Source organism: Rhizobium sp. BK316 (assembly GCF_014193695.1).
Classification (GTDB): domain Bacteria; phylum Pseudomonadota; class Alphaproteobacteria; order Rhizobiales; family Rhizobiaceae; genus Rhizobium.
The window spans coordinates 150,128-168,836 of sequence record NZ_JACHZR010000008.1 but is presented as its reverse complement, the minus strand read 5'-3'; the positions used below and the strand labels follow the sequence as shown (position 1 = coordinate 168,836).

13 protein-coding genes are annotated in these 18,709 nt (G+C 61.1%); 8 read left to right on the top strand and 5 right to left on the bottom strand.

Annotated elements, in window-relative coordinates; genetic code table 11:
* The first annotated feature begins 67 nt into the window (after positions 1-67).
* The 7 genes from FHT87_RS29065 (at position 68) to FHT87_RS29035 (ending at position 8,826) form a co-directional block, all read left to right on the top strand.
* Entirely contained in the window at positions 68-961 is an 894-nt protein-coding gene (locus tag FHT87_RS29065) for a LysR family transcriptional regulator (protein ID WP_183734337.1), read from the top strand.
* A 135-nt stretch (positions 962-1,096) separates the two neighbouring features.
* On the top strand, positions 1,097-1,576 hold the full coding sequence (locus tag FHT87_RS29060; protein ID WP_183734336.1) for a formate dehydrogenase subunit gamma: 480 nt from the start codon (positions 1,097-1,099) through the stop codon (positions 1,574-1,576).
* Positions 1,573-3,129 carry an NADH-quinone oxidoreductase subunit NuoF gene (locus FHT87_RS29055; protein WP_183734335.1) on the top strand — a complete coding sequence of 519 codons (1,557 nt, stop codon included), beginning with the start codon at positions 1,573-1,575 and terminating at the stop codon, positions 3,127-3,129. Before FHT87_RS29060 ends, FHT87_RS29055 begins: the two co-directional genes overlap by 4 nt.
* Before the next feature lie 3 nt (positions 3,130-3,132).
* Entirely contained in the window at positions 3,133-6,012 is a 2,880-nt protein-coding gene (gene fdhF, locus FHT87_RS29050; RefSeq protein WP_183734334.1) for a formate dehydrogenase subunit alpha, read from the top strand.
* Positions 6,012-6,839, top strand: a complete 828-nt coding sequence (gene fdhD, locus FHT87_RS29045) for a formate dehydrogenase accessory sulfurtransferase FdhD (protein ID WP_183734333.1) — start codon at positions 6,012-6,014, stop codon at positions 6,837-6,839. The genes fdhF and fdhD overlap by 1 nt, the downstream gene beginning before the upstream one ends.
* Positions 6,829-7,074 (top strand): formate dehydrogenase subunit delta, encoded by a 246-nt coding sequence (locus FHT87_RS29040; RefSeq protein WP_183734332.1) that lies wholly within the window; start codon positions 6,829-6,831, stop codon positions 7,072-7,074. The genes fdhD and FHT87_RS29040 overlap by 11 nt, the downstream gene beginning before the upstream one ends.
* A gap of 93 nt (positions 7,075-7,167) precedes the next feature.
* On the top strand, positions 7,168-8,826 hold the full coding sequence (locus FHT87_RS29035; RefSeq protein WP_183734331.1) for an OFA family MFS transporter: 1,659 nt from the start codon (positions 7,168-7,170) through the stop codon (positions 8,824-8,826).
* Between the two features lie 206 nt (positions 8,827-9,032).
* On the opposite strand, the gene FHT87_RS29030 is transcribed toward FHT87_RS29035, so the two are convergent.
* The 4 genes from FHT87_RS29030 to rocF all read right to left on the bottom strand — a co-directional run bounded on the left by FHT87_RS29030 (position 9,033) and on the right by rocF (position 12,001).
* Entirely contained in the window at positions 9,033-9,509 is a 477-nt protein-coding gene (locus FHT87_RS29030; protein ID WP_183734330.1) for a chemotaxis protein CheW, read from the bottom strand.
* Positions 9,509-9,772 carry a hypothetical protein gene (locus FHT87_RS29025; RefSeq protein ID WP_183806129.1) on the bottom strand — a complete coding sequence of 88 codons (264 nt, stop codon included), beginning with the start codon at positions 9,770-9,772 and terminating at the stop codon, positions 9,509-9,511. The genes FHT87_RS29030 and FHT87_RS29025 overlap by 1 nt, the downstream gene beginning before the upstream one ends.
* An 80-nt stretch (positions 9,773-9,852) precedes the next feature.
* The gene (gene rocD / locus FHT87_RS29020) at positions 9,853-11,052 is read right to left on the bottom strand and encodes an ornithine--oxo-acid transaminase (protein WP_183806127.1); all 1,200 of its coding nucleotides are present in this window, start codon (positions 11,050-11,052) and stop codon (positions 9,853-9,855) included.
* A 13-nt stretch (positions 11,053-11,065) separates the two neighbouring features.
* Positions 11,066-12,001, bottom strand: a complete 936-nt coding sequence (gene rocF, locus FHT87_RS29015; protein ID WP_183806125.1) for an arginase — start codon at positions 11,999-12,001, stop codon at positions 11,066-11,068.
* Positions 12,002-12,132: 131 nt separating this feature from the next.
* Here rocF and FHT87_RS29010 point away from each other — a divergent pair, with 131 nt between their 5' ends.
* Entirely contained in the window at positions 12,133-12,561 is a 429-nt protein-coding gene (locus FHT87_RS29010) for an Lrp/AsnC family transcriptional regulator (protein WP_183806123.1), read from the top strand.
* A gap of 23 nt (positions 12,562-12,584) precedes the next feature.
* On the opposite strand, the gene FHT87_RS29005 is transcribed toward FHT87_RS29010, so the two are convergent.
* Positions 12,585-18,692 (bottom strand): translocation/assembly module TamB domain-containing protein, encoded by a 6,108-nt coding sequence (locus FHT87_RS29005; protein WP_183806159.1) that lies wholly within the window; start codon positions 18,690-18,692, stop codon positions 12,585-12,587.
* Positions 18,693-18,709 lie beyond the last annotated feature (17 nt).

The following is an 18,709-nucleotide window of genomic DNA, read 5'->3' as shown; positions in this document are numbered from 1 at the left end:
CGGCTCTTGCGAAGCGGCGGACAAGCCGCAAAAATAGGCCTCATCCCGAACTCGGCGGGGAGGCCGGATGATCGACAAGCTGGAATTCTTCATTGCGCTCGCCAACGAAAAACATTTCGGCCGTGCGGCAGAGGAATGCGGCGTTTCCCAACCGACGCTTTCGGCCGCCATTCGCCAGCTTGAGGATCAACTCGGCGTCATGCTGGTGCAGCGCGGCTCTCGCTTTCAAGGATTGACGCCGGAAGGGCAGCGCGTGCTCGAATGGGCGCGTCGCATTGTCGGCGACACGCGCACCATGCGCGAGGAAATGCGCGCCGCCCGCAAAGGCCTCTCTGGCCATCTGCGTCTTGCTTCCATTCCGACCGCGCTCGCCATGTTGTCGCGAATCACAACGCCCTTCCAGGAGCGGCATCCCGATGTCACCTTCTCCATCGTCTCGCGCAATTCGCTGCAGGTGCTGAGCATGCTCGAAAATCTCGAGATCGATGCCGGCATCACCTATCTGGAAAACGAGCCGCTTGGGCGCGTCACCTCGGTGCCGCTTTATGCGGAGCGCTACAACCTGATCACCGCCGCCGGCAGTCCGCTCTCGGATCGCGAGAGTGTGACGTGGCGTGAAGTGGGCGATCTTCGGCTTTGCCTATTGACGGCCGACATGCAGAACCGGCGTATCATCAACCGACATTTGACCGAAGCCGGTGCAACAGTGCATCCGACGCTTGAATCCAACTCGATGATCGTGCTTTTTTCGCATGTACGGACCGGTCGCTGGGCGAGCATCATGCCTCGTAACGTCGCGAAATCATTTGGCTTTCCTGTAGAGATCCGCATGATCCCGATTGTCGAGCCGGAGGCGCACCATCTCGTCGGCCTGGTTGCTCCCTATCGTGAACCCTTCACGCCGCTTGTTTCCGCTTTGTTGCATGAAGCAAGAACACTCGTTGAAGACGCAGAACTTTGATAGGAAAAACCTATCGAGCAACGAGACTGCTTTATTGATTGCAGCCTGCTTCCCTGAGACAGTTCCGTAGAAATCGCAATGACATGGGGAGTTTTGCGGTTTTCAAGGAATGCGTAAGCCGAAGGGAGGCTGCTGATGAATATACGTATCGCCCAGGGCGATATCGTCGGGCGTATCCGTTCGATCGTTGCTGATCTTCGATCCCTCGAAGGCCCACTGCTCCCCATTCTGCACGAGGTCCAGGACCAGTTCGGTTTCGTGCCGCAGGAGGCCCTACCGGTCATCGCCGACGAGCTCAATCTTTCCCGCGCCGAGGTTCACGGGGTCGTAACCTTCTACCATGATTATCGAAATCATCCTGCCGGTCGGCACGTGCTGAAACTCTGTCGCGCCGAAGCCTGCCAGTCGATGGGAGGCGATGCATTGGCCGAACGTATCAAGACCCTGCTCGGCATCGATTTCCACCAGACGACTCTCGATGGCAGCGTGACCCTGGAGCCGGTCTACTGTCTCGGTCTCTGTGCCTGCGCGCCGGCCGCCATGTTGGATGGTGAGGTGCATGGCCGGGTCGATGACGAACTGGTGACCGAACTCATCGAGGAGGCGCGCCGATGACTGTGAAGATTTATGTTCCGCGCGATGCCGCAGCGCTCTCGCTCGGGGCCGAGAAGGTGGCAAAGGCGATTACCCAGGAGATCGCCGCCCGCGGCCTCGATGCCACAATCGTGCGCAACGGCTCGCGCGGAATGTTCTGGCTGGAACCGCTGGTCGAGGTCGAGCTTTCCGGTAAGCGGATCGGCTATGGGCCGGTCAAGGAGAAGGATGTTGCCAGTCTGTTCGATGCGGGATTGATAGGCGGCGGCACGCATGCGCTCTGTCTCGGGGAGGTCGAGGACCTCCCATTCCTGAAAGGCCAGACCCGTCTCACCTTTGCCCGCTGCGGCATTACCGATCCGCTTTCGCTTGAGGATTACGAAGCCCATGGCGGGCTTGCGGGTCTTCGCCGCGCGGTGTCGATGCAGCCTGCCGATGTCGTCAAGGAAGTTACCGATTCCGGCCTTCGCGGCCGTGGTGGCGCCGGCTTTCCGACGGGCATCAAATGGAAGACGGTGCTCGATGCGGCGGGTTCGCGCAAATATATCGTCTGCAATGCAGATGAGGGCGACAGCGGAACCTTCGCCGACCGGATGATCATGGAAGGCGATCCCTTCGTGCTCATCGAAGGCATGGTGATATCAGGGCTTGCGACCGGCGCCATGAAGGGCTTCGTCTATACGCGCTCGGAATACCCGCATGCCATCGCAACGATGACAGAGGCGGTGGAGATCGCCCGTAGGGCCGGCATTCTCGGCGCCTCGGTGCTCGGTTCCGGCAAGGCATTCGACATGGAGATCCGCACCGGTGCAGGCGCCTATGTCTGCGGCGAGGAGACGGCGCTGCTGAACAGCCTTGAAGGCAAGCGGGGTGTCATCCGCGCCAAGCCGCCGCTGCCGGCGCATAAGGGCCTGTTTGACTGTCCGACGGTCATCAATAACGTCATCTCGCTCGCTTCTGTGCCTGTGATCATGGACAAGGGGGCCGCCTTCTATCGCGATTTCGGCATGGGCCGGTCACGCGGCACCATTCCGCTGCAGATCGCCGGCAATGTGAAATATCGCGGTCTCTATGAAACCGCCTTCGGCCTGTCGCTCGGCGATATCGTCGATGACATCGGCGGCGGTACCGCATCCGGCCGGCCGGTAAAGGCGGTGCAGGTGGGTGGGCCGCTTGGCGCCTATTTCCCGCGAGCGCTCTTCGATACACTTTTCGACTATGAAGCCTTTGCCGCCAGGGACGGACTGATCGGCCATGCCGGTCTCGTCATTTTCGACGACACGGCCGATATGCTGAAACAGGCGCGTTTCGCGATGGAGTTCTGCGCGGTGGAAAGCTGCGGCAAGTGCACGCCCTGCCGCATCGGCTCGACACGCGGCGTCGAAACGGCCGACAAGATCGCAAAGGGGATCGAGCCGGAAAAGAACCGTGAGCTGCTCGCCGACCTCTGCAATACGATGAAATTCGGCTCGCTCTGCGCGCTCGGCGGCTTCACGCCCTATCCTGTCATGAGCGCCATGACGCACTTTCCCGAAGATTTTGCTCCGACTCCTCTCACAGAAGCGGCGGAATAGACCATGTCTCTTGTTCACGAAATCGACTACGGAACGCCGGCCCCGAAATCCGAAACGATGGTGACGCTGACCATCGACGGCCGTCAGGTGACGGTTCCCGAGGGAACCTCGATCATGCGCGCCTCCATGGAGGCCGGCATCGAGGTGCCGAAGCTCTGCGCGACCGATATGGTCGATGCCTTCGGTTCCTGCCGACTCTGTCTCATCGAAATCGACGGTCGCAACGGAACGCCCGCCTCCTGCACCACGCCGGTGGCCTCCGGCATCGTCGTCCATACGCAGACCGAGCGCCTGAAGAATATCCGCCGCGGCGTCATGGAGCTCTATATCTCCGACCATCCGCTCGACTGTCTGACCTGCGCTGCCAACGGTGACTGCGAGCTGCAGGACATGGCGGGCGCCGTTGGTCTTCGCGACGTGCGTTACGGCTATGAGGGCGACAACCACGTCAAGGCCCGCAACAATGGTGAGATCAATCTGAAATGGATGCCGAAGGACGAGTCCAATCCGTACTTCACCTTTGATCCGTCAAAGTGCATCGTTTGCTCCCGCTGCGTGCGCGCCTGCGAAGAGGTGCAGGGCACCTTTGCGCTGACGATCGAAGGCCGCGGTTTCAGTTCGAGCGTTTCGCCGGGCATGCATGAGCATTTCGTCGATTCCGAATGCGTATCGTGCGGTGCCTGCGTGCAGGCCTGCCCGACGGCGACGCTGACGGAAAAATCGGTCATCCGCATCGGCCAGCCGGAACATTCGGTTGTTACCACCTGCGCCTATTGCGGCGTCGGCTGTTCCTTCAAGGCGGAAATGCGCGGCGAGGAACTGGTGCGCATGGTACCGTGGAAGGACGGGCAGGCCAATCGCGGTCATTCCTGCGTCAAAGGCCGCTTCGCCTATGGCTATTCAACCCATAAAGACCGCATCCTCAATCCGATGATCCGTGAAAAAGTGACGGATCCCTGGCGTGAGGTGACGTGGGACGAGGCCTATGCGCATGTCGCTTCCGAGTTCCGCCGCATCCAGTATCAGTATGGCCGCGAAGCGATCGGCGGTATCACATCGTCCCGCTGCACCAATGAAGAGACTTATCTTGTCCAGAAGCTGGTTCGCGCCGGCTTCGGCAACAATAATGTCGATACCTGCGCCCGCGTCTGCCATTCACCGACCGGTTATGGTCTCGGTCAGGCTTTCGGCACCTCTGCCGGCACGCAGAATTTCGACAGCGTCGAGCAGTCCGATGTCGTCGTCATCATCGGCGCCAATCCGACCGATGGGCATCCGGTCTTCGCTTCGCGCCTGAAGAAGCGTCTGCGGCAGGGCGCCAAACTTGTTGTCATCGATCCGCGCCGCATCGATATCGTCCGGTCGCCGCATGTCGAAGCATCCTTCCACCTGCCGCTGAAGCCTGGCACCAATGTCGCTGTTATGACGGCACTGGCGCATGTGATCGTGACCGAAGGGCTGTACGATGAGAAATTCATCCGCGAGCGTTGCGACTGGTCGGAATTCGAAGATTGGGCAGCTTTCGTGGCCGAGCCGCAGCATAGCCCTGAAGCCGTCGAGAAATTCACCGGTGTCAAGCCGGAAGACGTGCGTGGTGCTGCCCGGCTTTATGCGACCGGCGGCAACGGCGCCATCTATTACGGCCTCGGCGTGACCGAACACAGCCAGGGTTCGACGACGGTAATGGCGATCGCCAACCTCGCCATGGCCACCGGCAATATCGGCCGTCCGGGTGTCGGCGTGAACCCGCTGCGCGGCCAGAACAATGTGCAGGGTTCGTGCGACATGGGCTCCTTCCCACACGAACTCCCGGGCTATCGTCATATCTCCGACGATGCGACGCGCGATATCTTCGAAAAGCTCTGGGGCGTGAAGATCAACAACGAGCCGGGTCTGCGCATCCCGAACATGCTGGATGCCGCCGTCGACGGTTCTTTCAAGGGGATCTACATTCAGGGTGAGGACATTCTACAGTCCGATCCGGATACCAAGCATGTGGCCGCCGGCCTTGCCGCCATGGAATGTGTCGTCGTGCAGGATCTCTTCCTGAACGAGACGGCGAATTATGCCCATGTCTTCCTGCCGGGTTCGACCTTCCTGGAAAAGGACGGCACCTTCACGAATGCCGAGCGCCGCATTAACCGCGTGCGCAAGGTCATGACGCCGCGCAATGGCTATGCCGATTGGGAAGTGACACAGACGCTCGCCCGGGCCATGGGCCTCGACTGGCACTATGCGCATCCGTCCGAAATCATGGACGAGATTGCCGCGACGACGCCGAGCTTCGCTTCGGTTTCTTACGACTATCTCGAAAAGATGGGCTCGGTTCAGTGGCCCTGCAACGAGGCGCATCCGCTCGGCTCGCCGATCATGCATGTGGACGGGTTCGTACGCGGCAAGGGCAAGTTCATCCGTACGGAATATGTGGCGACCGACGAGCGCACTGGTCCGCGCTTCCCGCTGCTTCTCACGACCGGGCGCATTCTCAGCCAGTACAATGTCGGGGCGCAGACGCGCCGCACCGATAATGTCGTCTGGCATTCCGAAGACCGGCTGGAAATTCATCCGCATGATGCCGAGCAGCGCGGCATCCGCGATGGCGACTGGGTGAAGCTCGGCAGCCGCTCGGGCGACACCACGCTTCGCGCGTTGATTACCGATCGCGTGGCGCCTGGCGTCGTCTATACAACCTTCCATCATCCGGATACGCAGGCAAACGTCATCACAACCGACTTCTCCGACTGGGCGACGAACTGCCCGGAATACAAGGTGACGGCGGTGCAGGTTTCGCCCTCCAACGGGCCGTCCGATTGGCAGATCGAGTATGATGAACAGGCTCGCCAGTCTCGCCGTATCGCCGGCAAGATGGAGGCCGCCGAATAATGACGGAAAGGTCGACCCGCACGGCCGTGACGGAGGTCGCCTGGAAGGGTGGCATCATGACGCGGGGCGAGCGTATCGTGCCTGAGGAGGTGCCGATCGCCTTTTCCTATGGCGGCAGCTCGCATGCGGTCATGATGGGCACGCCTGCCGATCTCGAGGATTTTGCTGTGGGTTTCAGCCTGACAGAAGGCATCATCACCGACCGCAGCCAGGTCGCCGGGATCGAGTTCATTGAGGATGAGAAGGGCATCGATGTCCAGGTGACGCTTCTCGATGATGTCGAGGATGCGCTGAGAAAGCGTCGACGCAGCATGGCGGGACCTGTCGGCTGCGGCCTCTGCGGTATCGAATCGATCGAGCAGGCAGTTCGCAAGGTGCCTGCCGTTTCCAAGGTCGGGCTGTCGCTGTCGCATGCCGATATCATCAAGGCGATCGCACTGCTTAACGATTCCCAGCCGCTGCATCGCGAGACGCGGGCAGTTCATGGGGCAGGTTTCTATGTTCCCGGCAGGGGATTGATCGCCGTTCGTGAGGATGTCGGCCGGCACAATGCGCTCGACAAGCTCTGCGGAGCCGTCATCAGAGCCGGCGCTATGGGCGCGTCAGGCGCTGTGGCCGTCACCAGCCGCCTCTCCGTCGAAATGGTCCAGAAGACGGCGATCCTCGGAGCGCCCGTATTGATCGCCATTTCCGCGCCGACGGCACTTGCCATCCGCACCGCCGAGGAAGCCGGGATGACGCTTGTCGCCCTCGTGCGCGGCGAGGATTTCGAGATTTTCACCCACCCGCACCGCCTGTCGCCCGGAAGCATTGCCGATGTCGCATGATACCAAGACCAAACTTGTCTACATGGCAAACCAGATCGCAACCTTCTTCAAGACCCAGCCCGAAAGTGAAGCTGCGCAGGGGGTCGCGACCCATATCAACAAATTCTGGGAACCGCGCATGCGGCGGCAACTCTTCGAAATTCTGGAGAAGGAGGACAACGGCCTCGATGCGCTCGTGCTGCAGGCCGTTCCCTTGATCCACAAACCGGAGCCGGCAGAACAGCCGCTTCGTTAAACGAACATCGGTGCGTGAAAGAGGGGAGACGGGAATCAACCCGCCTGCACATGCACCTGTGACAGCAAGGTCTGGATCAAGGAGAAGTTGTTCATGACTGCAGCGGATACAAGTGCAGGCGATGTTCTGGCAGGTGTGGGCCTGCTGGATCGCGAAAGGATCATCGCAAGGCCGGGCTTCAATCGGTGGCTCGTGCCGCCGGCGGCGCTCGCCATCCATCTTTGCATCGGCATGGCCTATGGTTTCAGCGTCTTCTGGCTACCGCTGTCGAAATCCCTCGGCGTTACGGCATCGACCGTCTGCCCGGAGCTGACGCTGGCGTCGGCACTCTTTACTACCAGCTGCGATTGGCGCGTTGCCGACCTTGGCTGGATCTATACGCTGTTCTTCGTGCTGCTCGGTTCGTCCGCCGCCATCTGGGGCGGCTGGCTGGAGCGTGTCGGCCCGCGCAAGGCGGGTGTCGTCTCGGCCTGCTGCTGGTGCGGCGGCATCATCATCGCCGCTTTCGGCATCATCACGCATCAGCTCTGGATGATGTGGATCGGTGCGGGCGTGATCGGCGGCATCGGCCTCGGTCTCGGCTACATTTCGCCGGTTTCGACGCTCATCAAATGGTTTCCGGACCGGCGCGGCATGGCGACCGGCATGGCGATCATGGGCTTCGGCGGTGGTGCGATGATCGGTGCTCCGCTGGCCAACCTCCTGATGAACACCTTCAAGACGAATACGTCCGTCGGCGTCTGGCAGACCTTCATCGTCATGGCGGCCATCTATTTCGTCTTCATGATCGGCGGCGCGTTCGGCTACCGTATTCCGCCGGCCGGCTGGCGGCCGGAAGGCTGGACCCCGCCTGCCGCCAAAAGCACGATGATCACTACCAAACACGTGCATCTGCGCGATGCCCACAAGACGAAGCAGTTCTGGCTGATCTGGGCGGTGCTCTGCCTCAACGTGTCGGCGGGTATCGGCGTTCTCGGCATGGCTTCGCCGATGCTGCAGGAAATCTTCGCCGGTTCGCTGATCGGCCTGCCGGATGTCGGGTTCGCGCAGCTTGATGCCGGTCAGAAGGCGTCGATCGCGACGATTGCTGCCGGCTTTGCCGGTCTGCTGTCGCTCTTCAACATCGGCGGGCGGTTCTTCTGGGCTTCTCTGTCAGACAAGATCGGCCGCAAGAACACCTACTACACCTTCTTCATCCTGGGAATCGTGCTCTACGCCGCCGCTCCGACACTGGCGGATATGGGCAACAAGGCGCTCTTCGTGCTTGCCTTCGGCATCATCCTGTCGATGTATGGCGGTGGCTTCGCGACTATCCCCGCTTATCTGGCGGACATCTTCGGCACGCAGTTCGTCGGGGCTATTCACGGTCGTTTGCTGACGGCATGGGCGACTGCCGGCATCGTCGGTCCCGTGGTCGTCAACTATATCCGTGAAGCGCAGATCGCCGCCGGCGTCGCGCCTGGACCGGCGCTCTATACGGGCACGATGTACATCCTCGCCTGCATGCTGGCGCTCGGCCTGATCGCCAATGCTCTTGTGCGGCCGCTCGCCGACAAGTGGTTCATGTCAGACAATGAGGTCGCCGCCCTTCAGGCAAAGACTGCCGCTGCCAATGCCGGGCCGACCGGTTCGTTTGGCATCGGTACAGGCGGTCTCGATGCCAAGGCGGCGCTTGCCTGGGCGGTGGTTGGCATTCCGCTGCTCTGGGGTGTCTGGGTGACGCTGAGGGCGACCCTGGCATTGTTCGGTTAAAAAGGAAGCTCCCTTGCGGGAGTTGTGGAGAGACTGGAGATCGGGCGGAAAGCGTGCTTGCCGCCCGGTTTTGGAGGATCAATTCGTTGCAGCCTGCAAAAGCTCGACGGGGCTGAGTTCACGCCGGCTCAGGAGCCGCCTGAGAGCTTGAACAAAAAAACCGCCCTTGTGGGGCGGTTCCTCGTTCGTGTCGTGTCGTGAGGCGATCAGGCCGCCAGCTCGTCCGTCTCGTTCTCCTTGAACATCTTTGCGAGGTTCAGGAAGCAGATCATGCCGTTTTCGGAAGCGATGATCCCTTCGCAGAAGGCTCGGTCGAAGGACGCGGTCACTTCCGGAACAGGCTGTACCTGGCTGGAAGAAATCGTCAGGATGTCAGAAACGCGGTCGACCAGCATGCCGATGACCATATTGTGCACTTCGGCGACGACAATGGCGCTGCGCTCGTTGGCGACAGTGCCCTTCATGCCAAGCTTGTAGGCGAGGTCGATGATCGGGATGACCGAGCCGCGTAGGTTCATGACACCGATGACGTCTGCCGGAGAGTGCGGGATCGGCGTCGACGGCGCCCAGCCGCGGATTTCGCGGATGGTCGTGGTCTTCACACAGAATTCCTGATCGTGCAGGCGGAAGGCAATGATTTCGAGCGTGTCGCCGCTGAAGCTAGTAGAGTTGATCGTGGCCATTAGAATTCTTCCCAACTGTCATAAGCCAGGGCAGAAGCGGATGCGCCACCATTGGCGCGGACGAGCTTTGCCTTCACACCACGCGATGGCTTTGCACTTGGCGAAGCATCGTTACGGTTATCGACGACATTAGCGGAAGAGTGTTGCCCAAATCTAAACTGTGAGACGAGATTGCGAAGGTTTTCAGTCTCGGACGAAAGTCGGGCGCTTGCTGCCGTCGTCTCTTCCACCATGGCGGCATTCTGTTGCGTGCCCTGATCCATGATGTTGACGGCCTTGTTGATTTCCGCAAGTCCGGTCGATTGTTCGAGCGAGGATTCGACGATCGCCGTTTTGCTTTACTTTAGGTGAGGGTTTTTTCGATCTGCTCTACCGCCCAATCCACCTGTTCCTTATTGATAACGAGTGGTGGTGCGAAGCGAATCGTGTGGTCGTGCGTGTCCTTGGCGAGAAGACCGCGATCCTTCAGCGCGTAACAATATTGCCGGGCACCACCGGCCTCCGGCTCCAATTCGACCGCGAGCATCAGGCCACGGCCACGCACATCGTTGACGATGTTGGAGCGAATGGAGCGCAGACCTTCGAGGAAGTAGTCGCCCATCGTCTCGGCGTTCTCGATCATTCCTTCTTCGGTCAACACTTTCAGGGCCGTGCGGGCGACCGCACAGGCGAGCGGATTGCCGCCGAAGGTCGAGCCGTGCTGGCCGGGCTTGAGCACGCCCAGGACTTCCGAATTCGAAAGTACGGCGGAGACCGGGTAGAAGCCGCCGGAAAGCGCCTTGCCGATCAGCGTGACGTCGGCTTCGATGCCCTCATGCTCCTCGGCAAGCAGCTTGCCGGTGCGGCCGAGGCCGGTCTGGATCTCGTCGAGGATGAGCGTGACGTTGTTTGTCGTGCAGAGTTCGCGCACACGGGTGAAATAACCGGCCGGCGGAATGATGACACCGGCTTCACCCTGGATCGGCTCGATCAGTGCTGCAACGGTGTTGGCATTGATGGCGGCCGCAAAGGCTTCGGCGTCGCCGAAGGGAATAATGCGAAAACCGGGCGTGTAGGGTCCGAAGCCGGCGCGAGCGTCGGGATCGGTCGAGAAGCTGATGATGCTCAGCGTGCGGCCGTGAAAATTGTTGGCGCAGACGATGATCTCCGCCTGGCCTTCCGGCACGCCCTTCACCTCGTAACCCCACTTGCGAACCGCCTTGATGGCTGTCTCGACGGCTTCCGCGCCCGAATTCATCGGCAGGATCTTGTGCGAGCCGGTGAGCGCCGCCAGCTCCTCGTAGAAATAGGCAAGCTGGTCGTTGCGGAAGGCACGCGAGGTGAGCGTCAGGCGGCTTGCCTGCTCGACCATGGCGGCAAGGATCTTTGGATGGCAGTGGCCCTGGTTGACGGCGGAATAGGCCGAGAGGCAATCGAGATAGCGCTTGCCATCCGTATCCCAGACATGAACACCTTGCCCCCGCGTCAGCACCACATCCAGCGGCTTATAGTTATTGGCTCCAAGGCGCTGTTCCGTGGCGATGAGGTTCGACGAGGTGTTCATGGCCGGTGCTCCCTTATGCGGCGCGTGTGGGACGATCGAAGATGCGGCGGCCGAACAGACTTGCCGTCATCTCCACCATGATGCGGGCGCTCTTGCCGCGGTCATCAAGGAAAGGGTTGAGCTCGACGAGATCGAGCGAGGAGACGAGGCCGCTGTCTGACAGCATCTCCATGATGAGATGTGCCTCGCGGAACGTGGCGCCGCCGGGAACGGTGGTGCCGACGCCAGGCGCAAAATCGGGATCGAGGAAATCGACATCGAAGCTGACATGCAGCAGGCCATTTGCCTTCTCGATCGTTTCCAGGATCTGGCGGAGGATCACAGCCACGCCCTGTTCATCGAGTGAGCGCATGTCGAAGACATTGACGCCGTGCTTGCGAATTTCCTGGCGTTCCGAGGCATCGACTGAACGAATGCCGACCTGGAAGACTTTCTTCGGATCGACGAACGGACGATCCTTGGGCAGGATTTCGGCAAATTCCGCCAGACCACAGAAGAAGGCGACCGGCATGCCGTGAATATTGCCTGATGGCGAGGTCTCGGGTGAATTAAAGTCCGAATGGGCATCGAGCCAGAGAACGAAGAGCGGGCGGTCCTTTTCGGCGGCATATCGTGCCATCCCGGAAACGCTGCCCATGGACAGGCTGTGGTCGCCGCCGAGGATCAGCGGGAAGCGGCCGGATTTGGCGGCATCGTAAGTCGCAGCCTCAAGCGCGCGGGTATAGGCGCCGACAGTGCGAAGATTGTGCGCCTTAGCATGATTGGGAAGATCCCTCGCCGGTACGACATTGAGGTCGCCCATGTCGACGACGTCATGTCCAAGATCGATCAGCGCCTTGTCGATGCCCGCAATGCGCAATGCCGTCGGTCCCATGCCAGCGCCCCTGCGGCCGGAACCTTCCTCAAGCGGAATGCCGATGAGGATGACAGATCGTGATTGTGCTTCCATTCCGAGGGCTCCGTTGTGAGGCCTGTTTCGGCCGATAGTGGGATAAAGTGGTGGCGGCAAATAGATGGAAAAGTGTCCGAAATGGATTATGATTACGCAGATTGATAAAGCTAATTTGACAAAGTGAAACCGTGGACGATCTCGACAACGAGCTTTTGAGCGCACTTCGGCACAATGCACGAATCTCCGTTTCCTCGCTTGCTGCGATGACAGGCGCTTCACGGGCGACGGTTGCCTCGCGGATCGACCGGATGGTCGAAAACGGTACCATTTCCGGCTTCACCATCCGCACTGGTCACGAGACGCGGTCCGCCGGTGTTCGGGCGATCGTCATGATCGAAGTCCATGGCAAGCTTGCCGATAAGGTCGCCACTCAGCTCCGCGGTCTGCCGCAAGTGCGCGCGCTGCACAGCACCAACGGCAAATGGGATTTCGTCGCTGAGCTCGAGGACCGCGATCTCGTTTCCTTCGATGAAACGCTACGCCGGATACGCCTGTTCGACGGCATCAACACGACCGAAACCAACATTCTATTGAAGACCAGCAAGGCGAGCTTCTAGGCCGCCCCTAATCTTCCAAGCCATCAATATTCATGCTCGTAGACGATGCCGGCTTCGCCTGCGCCATTACCGCCGGCGGCGCCGCGCAGTTTCACGCCGCGGCCGACATCAAGATTGATGATTGCCTTGGCGCCGGCCTCTCCGCCCTGCTGCAGCTCGAAATAGGTGCGTTCGTTGAGGTAACGGCCGACGCTGACGCTGGTCCTGCCCTTCTCGTCGGTACTGATGTCAAGGTCATCGACACCAAGCTGGTTGCGGAGCCCTTCAAAGAGCGAAGTGGAGCGATTGCCGGCGAGTTGGCTGACGGCATCGGCTAGCTGGGCGATCTGCACCGGCGACAGTCGGGACATGGACTGCCCGAAGATGAGCTGGGCCAGCACTTCGTCCTGCGGCAGCGCAGGCGAGGAGGAGAAGGTAATAGCCGGATCGGTCGCAAGCCCCGCGACATCCACGGTGAGCGTCGTGGAGCCCGAGGTCGAGGTGGCCTCCATGTCGAGGGCAGGTGTCAGGTCACCGGCAAAGGTGATCCGGCTGCGATCGGAAAAATCGAGGCGGCGGTTGAGGATCGTCAGACGGCCGCGGCGCATGGTGAAGGCGCCGACAACTTCGGGCGCGGCAGCCGAGCCGCGGATCGTAATGTTGCCGCCGACCTCTGCATCGATGCCGCGGCCGCGCACGAAGATCTGCGAGGGCGCATCGAGCTGGATATCGAGCATGATGGTCGAAGATTTTTGCCGGGGCTGCTGCTGAGCATTATCCCTGAGCTGGGCGAGCACGGCGGGCGGGGCGTGGATATGGCGGATATCGATTTCACGCAGCGATGTCGGCAGCCTCTCCGGCACGGTGATCGAAGCCTTGTCGATGTGAAGCTTACCATCAAGCGTGGGATTGGAAAGCAGCGGTCCCCTAAGGCCGAGCGTGCCGTCGACCGTTGCGACAACCAGCGTGCCGTCGACATAGACGGCGTGGTCCAGGCGGATGGAAAGATCGGCGGGGAAGGTGCCGCTGATGCCGACCGAGCCGCTCGCCGAGATCGAGCCGCCGCTTGCGAGCCTGCCGTTCAGCCGCGAAATGACGGCCTGCTGGCCATTGAAGGTGATGGTCGCGCCGAGGCCTTCAAGGGCGAGGTTGCGGCGCACGTCGATCAGCTTTGCGCCATCCGTGGTGACCGTTCCGTTGATGACGGGTGCTGCCGTCGTACCGCTGACTTCCAGGTTTACATTGGCGACGCCCTCGGCAACGAGACCTTGCTGGGCGAGTTGTGCACCAAGAACGGCGAAGGGAAGACTGCCGTTGAAGCGCATCGACATGGCGCGGTTGCCCGTCATTGCGAGAGTGCCGCCGCCTTTCAGCGACAATCCGCCGTCACCGGCAAGGCTGGTGTCGACCGTCAGCCTGTTGTCGGCAAGCTTGCCGCTTGCGCCGAGGGTGAGCGGGGCAAGGCCGGCGCCCTTCGTCTGGCTCGTTTGGGCATTCTTCCAGTCGACCTTGAAATCGACCGAGGGAAGGGGAAGCGATCCCGAAGCAGTCGCGGTCGCGGTGATGGCGCCTTCGGCACCAAGGTTCGGGACGAACCCGTTGGCGACGGCCGCCGGTAGATTGGTGATATCGGCCTTGGCGTTGACGCCCCTTATGGTCGTGCCTGAAATATCGAGATTGCCCACGGCCTTCAGCGAAACACCGCCGTTGCCATTGAGATTGGCGTCGAAATCCAGCCGGTCCTTGCTGAGCTTGCCGGAAGCGGCGAGCGTCAGGCCAGACAGACCAGCAGTCCTGGTCTGTTTCGTTTCGGCGTTTCTCCAGTCGATCTTGAAATCGGCCGACGGCGCGGCGAGCGAACCGGAAGCCGTGGCCGTCGCAGTAATGATGCCTCCGGCTCCAATATCCGGAACGAACCCATTGGCGACGGCTGCCGGCAGATTGGTGATGTCGGCCTTCGCATCGATGCCTTGGATCGTCGTGCCGGCGAGGGCGAGATTGCCGGCGGCCTTCAGTGAGACGCCGCCTTTGCCATTCAGATTGGCGTCGAAATCCAAGCGGTTGCTGACATATTTGCCCGAAGCGGCAATCGCCAGCCCGGAAAGACCGGCGGTCTTGGTGTGGCGCGTTGCCGCATTCGTCCAGTCGACCTTGAAATCGACCGCCGGTTCTGTCGGCGTGCCTGAGGTGACAGCGGTACCGGAGATCGTGCCTTCGGCCTCGAGGCCGGGCACAAAGCCGTTGGCGAGGTTTGCGGGCAGGCCGGCAATGTCAGCGTTGACGGCGAGGTCGCGAATGGCGGTGCCATCGATCGTCACGCCGCCGTTCGCCCTCAGCAGTGCGCCATTGCCGCTGCCGAGATTGGCATCGAAATCGACCCTGTTGTTTTCATATTTGCCGGTCGCCTTGGCGGAGAGATCGGTAAGTCCGTTGCTCTTTGTTTGGCGTGTCGCCGCATTCGCCCAAGCAAGATCGAAGGTGACAGCAGGCGCCGGCAGCGAGCCGGAGGCGGATGCCTTGCCGGAAATCGTGCCTTGAGCGCCGAGATCGGGAACGAAGCCATTGGCAAGGCCGGCCGGAAGATTGGCGAGATCGGCATCGACCTTGAGATTGCGAACCGTCGTTCCCGCAAGTTCGACATTGCCTGTCGCCTTTAGCGACAGGGCTTTCGGTCCGCTGAGGTTGGCATCGAAATCGAGTTTCTGGTCGGCGAAATGGCCGGTTGCCGCAAGGTCCAAACCGGTCAGACCGGTGGTTTTGGTGTGCCGTGTCGTGGCGTCCTGCCAGATGAGTTTGAAATCCGCAGCCGGTGCGGTCAGCGTCCCGGATGCCGACGCAGTGCCAGAGATCATCCCACCGGCATCGAGATCTTTCACGAAACTGTTGGCGATACTGGCCGGAACATTCGCAAGTTCGGCATCGACTTTGATGTTGCCGATCGTGGTTCCAGTAACAGCGACATTACCGAGCGCTTTCAGCGATACTCCGCCCTTACCGGTAAGCGCCGTATCGAAATCGAGCTTGTTATCCGCAAACCGGCCGGATGCATTGAGCGAAAGGCCGGCAAGCCTGGCGCTCTTTGTCTGGCTTGTCGCGGCGCCTTTCCAGTTCAGCTTGAAATCGGCAGCCGGTGTCGCGGGCGTGCCCGTTGCCTTGACGGTTCCCGAAACGGTACCTTCGGCGGCGAGATCGGGGACGAAGCCGTTGGCGATCTTTGCCGGCAGGCTGACGATATCGGCGTTGATGTTGAGTGTCGGGCCGCTCGGATCGGCAAGGCCGACGTCGCCCGCCGTCTTCAGGGAAAGGCCGTCAGCGCCGCTGATGCCGCCATCGAAATTCAGCTTGTTGTCGGCGAAGGTGCCTGACGTTGTGATGCCAAGAGGCGCGATGTTGGCGCCTTTTGTATGGCTGGTGGCCGCATCCTTCCAGTCAAGCTTGAAATTGACGGTCGGGGCGGCCGGCGTCCCGGTCACGTTGACCGTCCCGGAAATCGTGCCGTCGGCGGCAAGATTGGGGACGAAGCTGTTGGCGAGGCTTGCGGGCAAGTCGGTGACGACGGCATCGAGCTTCAGTGTCTCACCGGCCGAGCCTGTGACCGCGACAGAGCCATTGCCGGTCTTGACGGTCACGCCGCTCAGGCTGGCAACACCGTTTGTGACGTTGACCTTTGCGGGTGAGGCGAGTTCGACCGGGATGTTGCGCGGCTTTGCAATGAAGCGATCGAGGCTGAGGTCGATCATGCCGCCTGCCGACTGCACGTTGCCGGCCGCCTGCAGCGGATTGCCGTCGTAGCCCGCATCCAGCTTGAAATCTGTGCGGGTCTGCTCCTGTGCGAAGTCGAGGGCGATGCCCGTGAGCTTGTTGGTCCCGAAGCCGAACTCGTCTGCACGCACAGTGCCATTAGCCGCAAAGGCCATGAGGTCGCTGACGGTAACATCCACTGTCGGCTTGAGGATCGTCAGCGTGTCGCGGCGGATGCCGCTGCCATTGGCGGCGACCTTGAGTGCGATCTTGCCATCATCGCCGGTAATGTCGATGGAACCCTTGAGGTCGCCTTCCGCCTTCTGGCCGCCGAGGGCGGCAAGCAGGCTGATATCCGGAAAGTCGAAGGTCAGTGCGCCCGCCGGCGTCGTGCTTGGCGAAAGCGTGAGGTTGCCCGACAGGCGATTGCCGCCGACATCGGCCGTCAGCGCGGGGATGGAGATCGTTCCGTTTTCGGACTTGACGTCACCGTTGATGCCGATCGGCTGGCCGTCGATCGTGCCGGTTGCGGCAATCTTTCCTTGTGGAGCGGCAGGATCGGCGGTGCCGGTCAGGTCGATATTCAGATCGCCGAGCTTACGATCGGCCATCTGCAGGCTGGCGGCTTTCACGTTTGCGGTCAGAGCAAGAGTGGGAAGGGTGCCATTCGCCTTGATGCTGTAATCGGCCGCACCGCTCGTGCCTGACAGCAGCTTGCCGATATCGGGAAGTTTGCCGGTGAGATCGGCCGTCAGGTTGTCGTCGTCGAGCGCGACATTGCCGGCCGCCTCAATGGACGGCGATTTCAAAACGATGTTCGAAAGCGTCACCTTGGAAGGGATCGTTCCGGCAACCTGGGTTTCGAGATCGATCGGCGCATCGAACTTTCCTGCTACAGCCGGCGGCAGGGCGGCCGTCTGCACGGTAAATTTCGCATTGCCGGTCAGCATGCTGTCAGCCAGGCGATAGGAGCCGTTGAGATCGGCGCCGATATTGGCGCTTTCGATGCTCGTGCCGTTGAAACCGATACCGTTACGCGAAATCTGAAGCGGAGCGACGAGCGTGACAGGTCCTCGAACCGCGCGGTTGAGATTGGGCTCGGTGAAGGTCGCGTCTCCGGCAACGAGGCGCAGTTCGATATCGCCGGCGCCATTGGCGAGATTGAAGGCATCGCTCTTGGCCGTCAGTTTGACGTTGCTGATATCGGCCTGGGGCATCGTGGCGGAATCCAGAGATCCGCTGGCGTTGATGCGCACCGCCTGGGCCTGCCCGGTCATCGCCAGATTGAGACCTGAAATCATGAAACGCGCTTCGCCATCGGCGAGCGGCCAGCGGAAATCGACCGGACCGGAGGTGCCGAGGACATTGGCGTTCAGGCTGTTATTGCCGGCGGGATCGAGCGTGCCGGATGCGGCGATGACGACGCTGCCAGTCGCGAGATTGCCGGTCTGGATATCGATCTTGCCGTGATTGTCGAAGGTAGCGGAGACATCGATATTCGTCTGGCCAGCAAAAAGCGGCCGGAATGTCATGGGAAGCAGCGAGCTGACATCGCCGCCGCCCTTGAGGTCGAGATGATGCAAGCCGTCGGGGGTGATCGCGTGCTTGCCCTCCAGCGAAGCTCGTTGCTGGCCATCGAGGGCGGCCTGCAGCTTACCGTTCCAATCGGAAATCGGGCCTTCGCCGTTCAGCGCGATATTGACAGCCGGGCTGCCGGGCAAACCGAGGAAACCGACGAGCAGGCCACCCTGCGGTTCGGCAAGCTGGGCGTTCAGCCGCAGGTCACCGTTTGCCGGGGTAAAGGCGATATCAGCGGAGAGTTTTGCGTCGGGGACCTGATGGCGGTTGACGCTGACAAGGGCTTCGCCGCCATCGCCATCGGCCTTGAGGTTGCCCGTCGCGGCAAGCGAGAAAGCGCGGCCGGTCAGCGGCGCGGCGAGAGAAATATTGGGCAAGGCGATATGTTCGATATCGATCTTCAGCGGCAGGCGGAAACCACCGCTGCTTTCTTCGCCCGGGGCCACCGGTTTGGACGGCAGGGTTCGCACCGGCGGGCGGCGCACGTCGATGGAGGCGACCGAGACCTGTTTGGCATGGAAGGTGCCAGTTAGCAGCGCGAGTGGGTTCCAGTCGATGGCAATGCCGCGAATTTCCGCGAAGGTGCCGCGTGTGTCTGACAAGGTGATCTCGGCTGCGCGTAAGCCGCCGGTCAGCAGCCCCTCCGGTTCGCGCACTGTTATCGTCATGTCGCGATTGGAAAGCGTGGAGGCGACATTTTCGGTGATGATACGTGCGCCGAAGGAGGTGAAGCCGAAGATCGCCAAAGCAATGACGGCAAGGATGATCGCCGCACCGAGGCCGTAGCCAAGCAGCCGTATCATCCATTTCATGATTTTCGCCAACATTTGCATAAGAGCGGACACTATCT

What these genes read in the sequence shown, in the direction of transcription:
- FHT87_RS29065 (WP_183734337.1), top strand. Translation starts at nt 68, where the DNA reads ATGATCGACAAGCTGGAATTCTTCATTGCGCTCGCCAACGAAAAACAT.
- FHT87_RS29060 (WP_183734336.1), top strand. Translation starts at nt 1,097, where the DNA reads ATGAATATACGTATCGCCCAGGGCGATATCGTCGGGCGTATCCGTTCG.
- FHT87_RS29055 (WP_183734335.1), top strand. Translation starts at nt 1,573, where the DNA reads ATGACTGTGAAGATTTATGTTCCGCGCGATGCCGCAGCGCTCTCGCTC.
- fdhF (WP_183734334.1), top strand. Translation starts at nt 3,133, where the DNA reads ATGTCTCTTGTTCACGAAATCGACTACGGAACGCCGGCCCCGAAATCC.
- fdhD (WP_183734333.1), top strand. Translation starts at nt 6,012, where the DNA reads ATGACGGAAAGGTCGACCCGCACGGCCGTGACGGAGGTCGCCTGGAAG.
- FHT87_RS29040 (WP_183734332.1), top strand. Translation starts at nt 6,829, where the DNA reads ATGTCGCATGATACCAAGACCAAACTTGTCTACATGGCAAACCAGATC.
- FHT87_RS29035 (WP_183734331.1), top strand. Translation starts at nt 7,168, where the DNA reads ATGACTGCAGCGGATACAAGTGCAGGCGATGTTCTGGCAGGTGTGGGC.
- FHT87_RS29030 (WP_183734330.1), bottom strand. Translation starts at nt 9,509, where the DNA reads ATGGCCACGATCAACTCTACTAGCTTCAGCGGCGACACGCTCGAAATC.
- FHT87_RS29025 (WP_183806129.1), bottom strand. Translation starts at nt 9,772, where the DNA reads ATGGATCAGGGCACGCAACAGAATGCCGCCATGGTGGAAGAGACGACG.
- rocD (WP_183806127.1), bottom strand. Translation starts at nt 11,052, where the DNA reads ATGAACACCTCGTCGAACCTCATCGCCACGGAACAGCGCCTTGGAGCC.
- rocF (WP_183806125.1), bottom strand. Translation starts at nt 12,001, where the DNA reads ATGGAAGCACAATCACGATCTGTCATCCTCATCGGCATTCCGCTTGAG.
- FHT87_RS29005 (WP_183806159.1), bottom strand. Translation starts at nt 18,692, where the DNA reads ATGCAAATGTTGGCGAAAATCATGAAATGGATGATACGGCTGCTTGGC.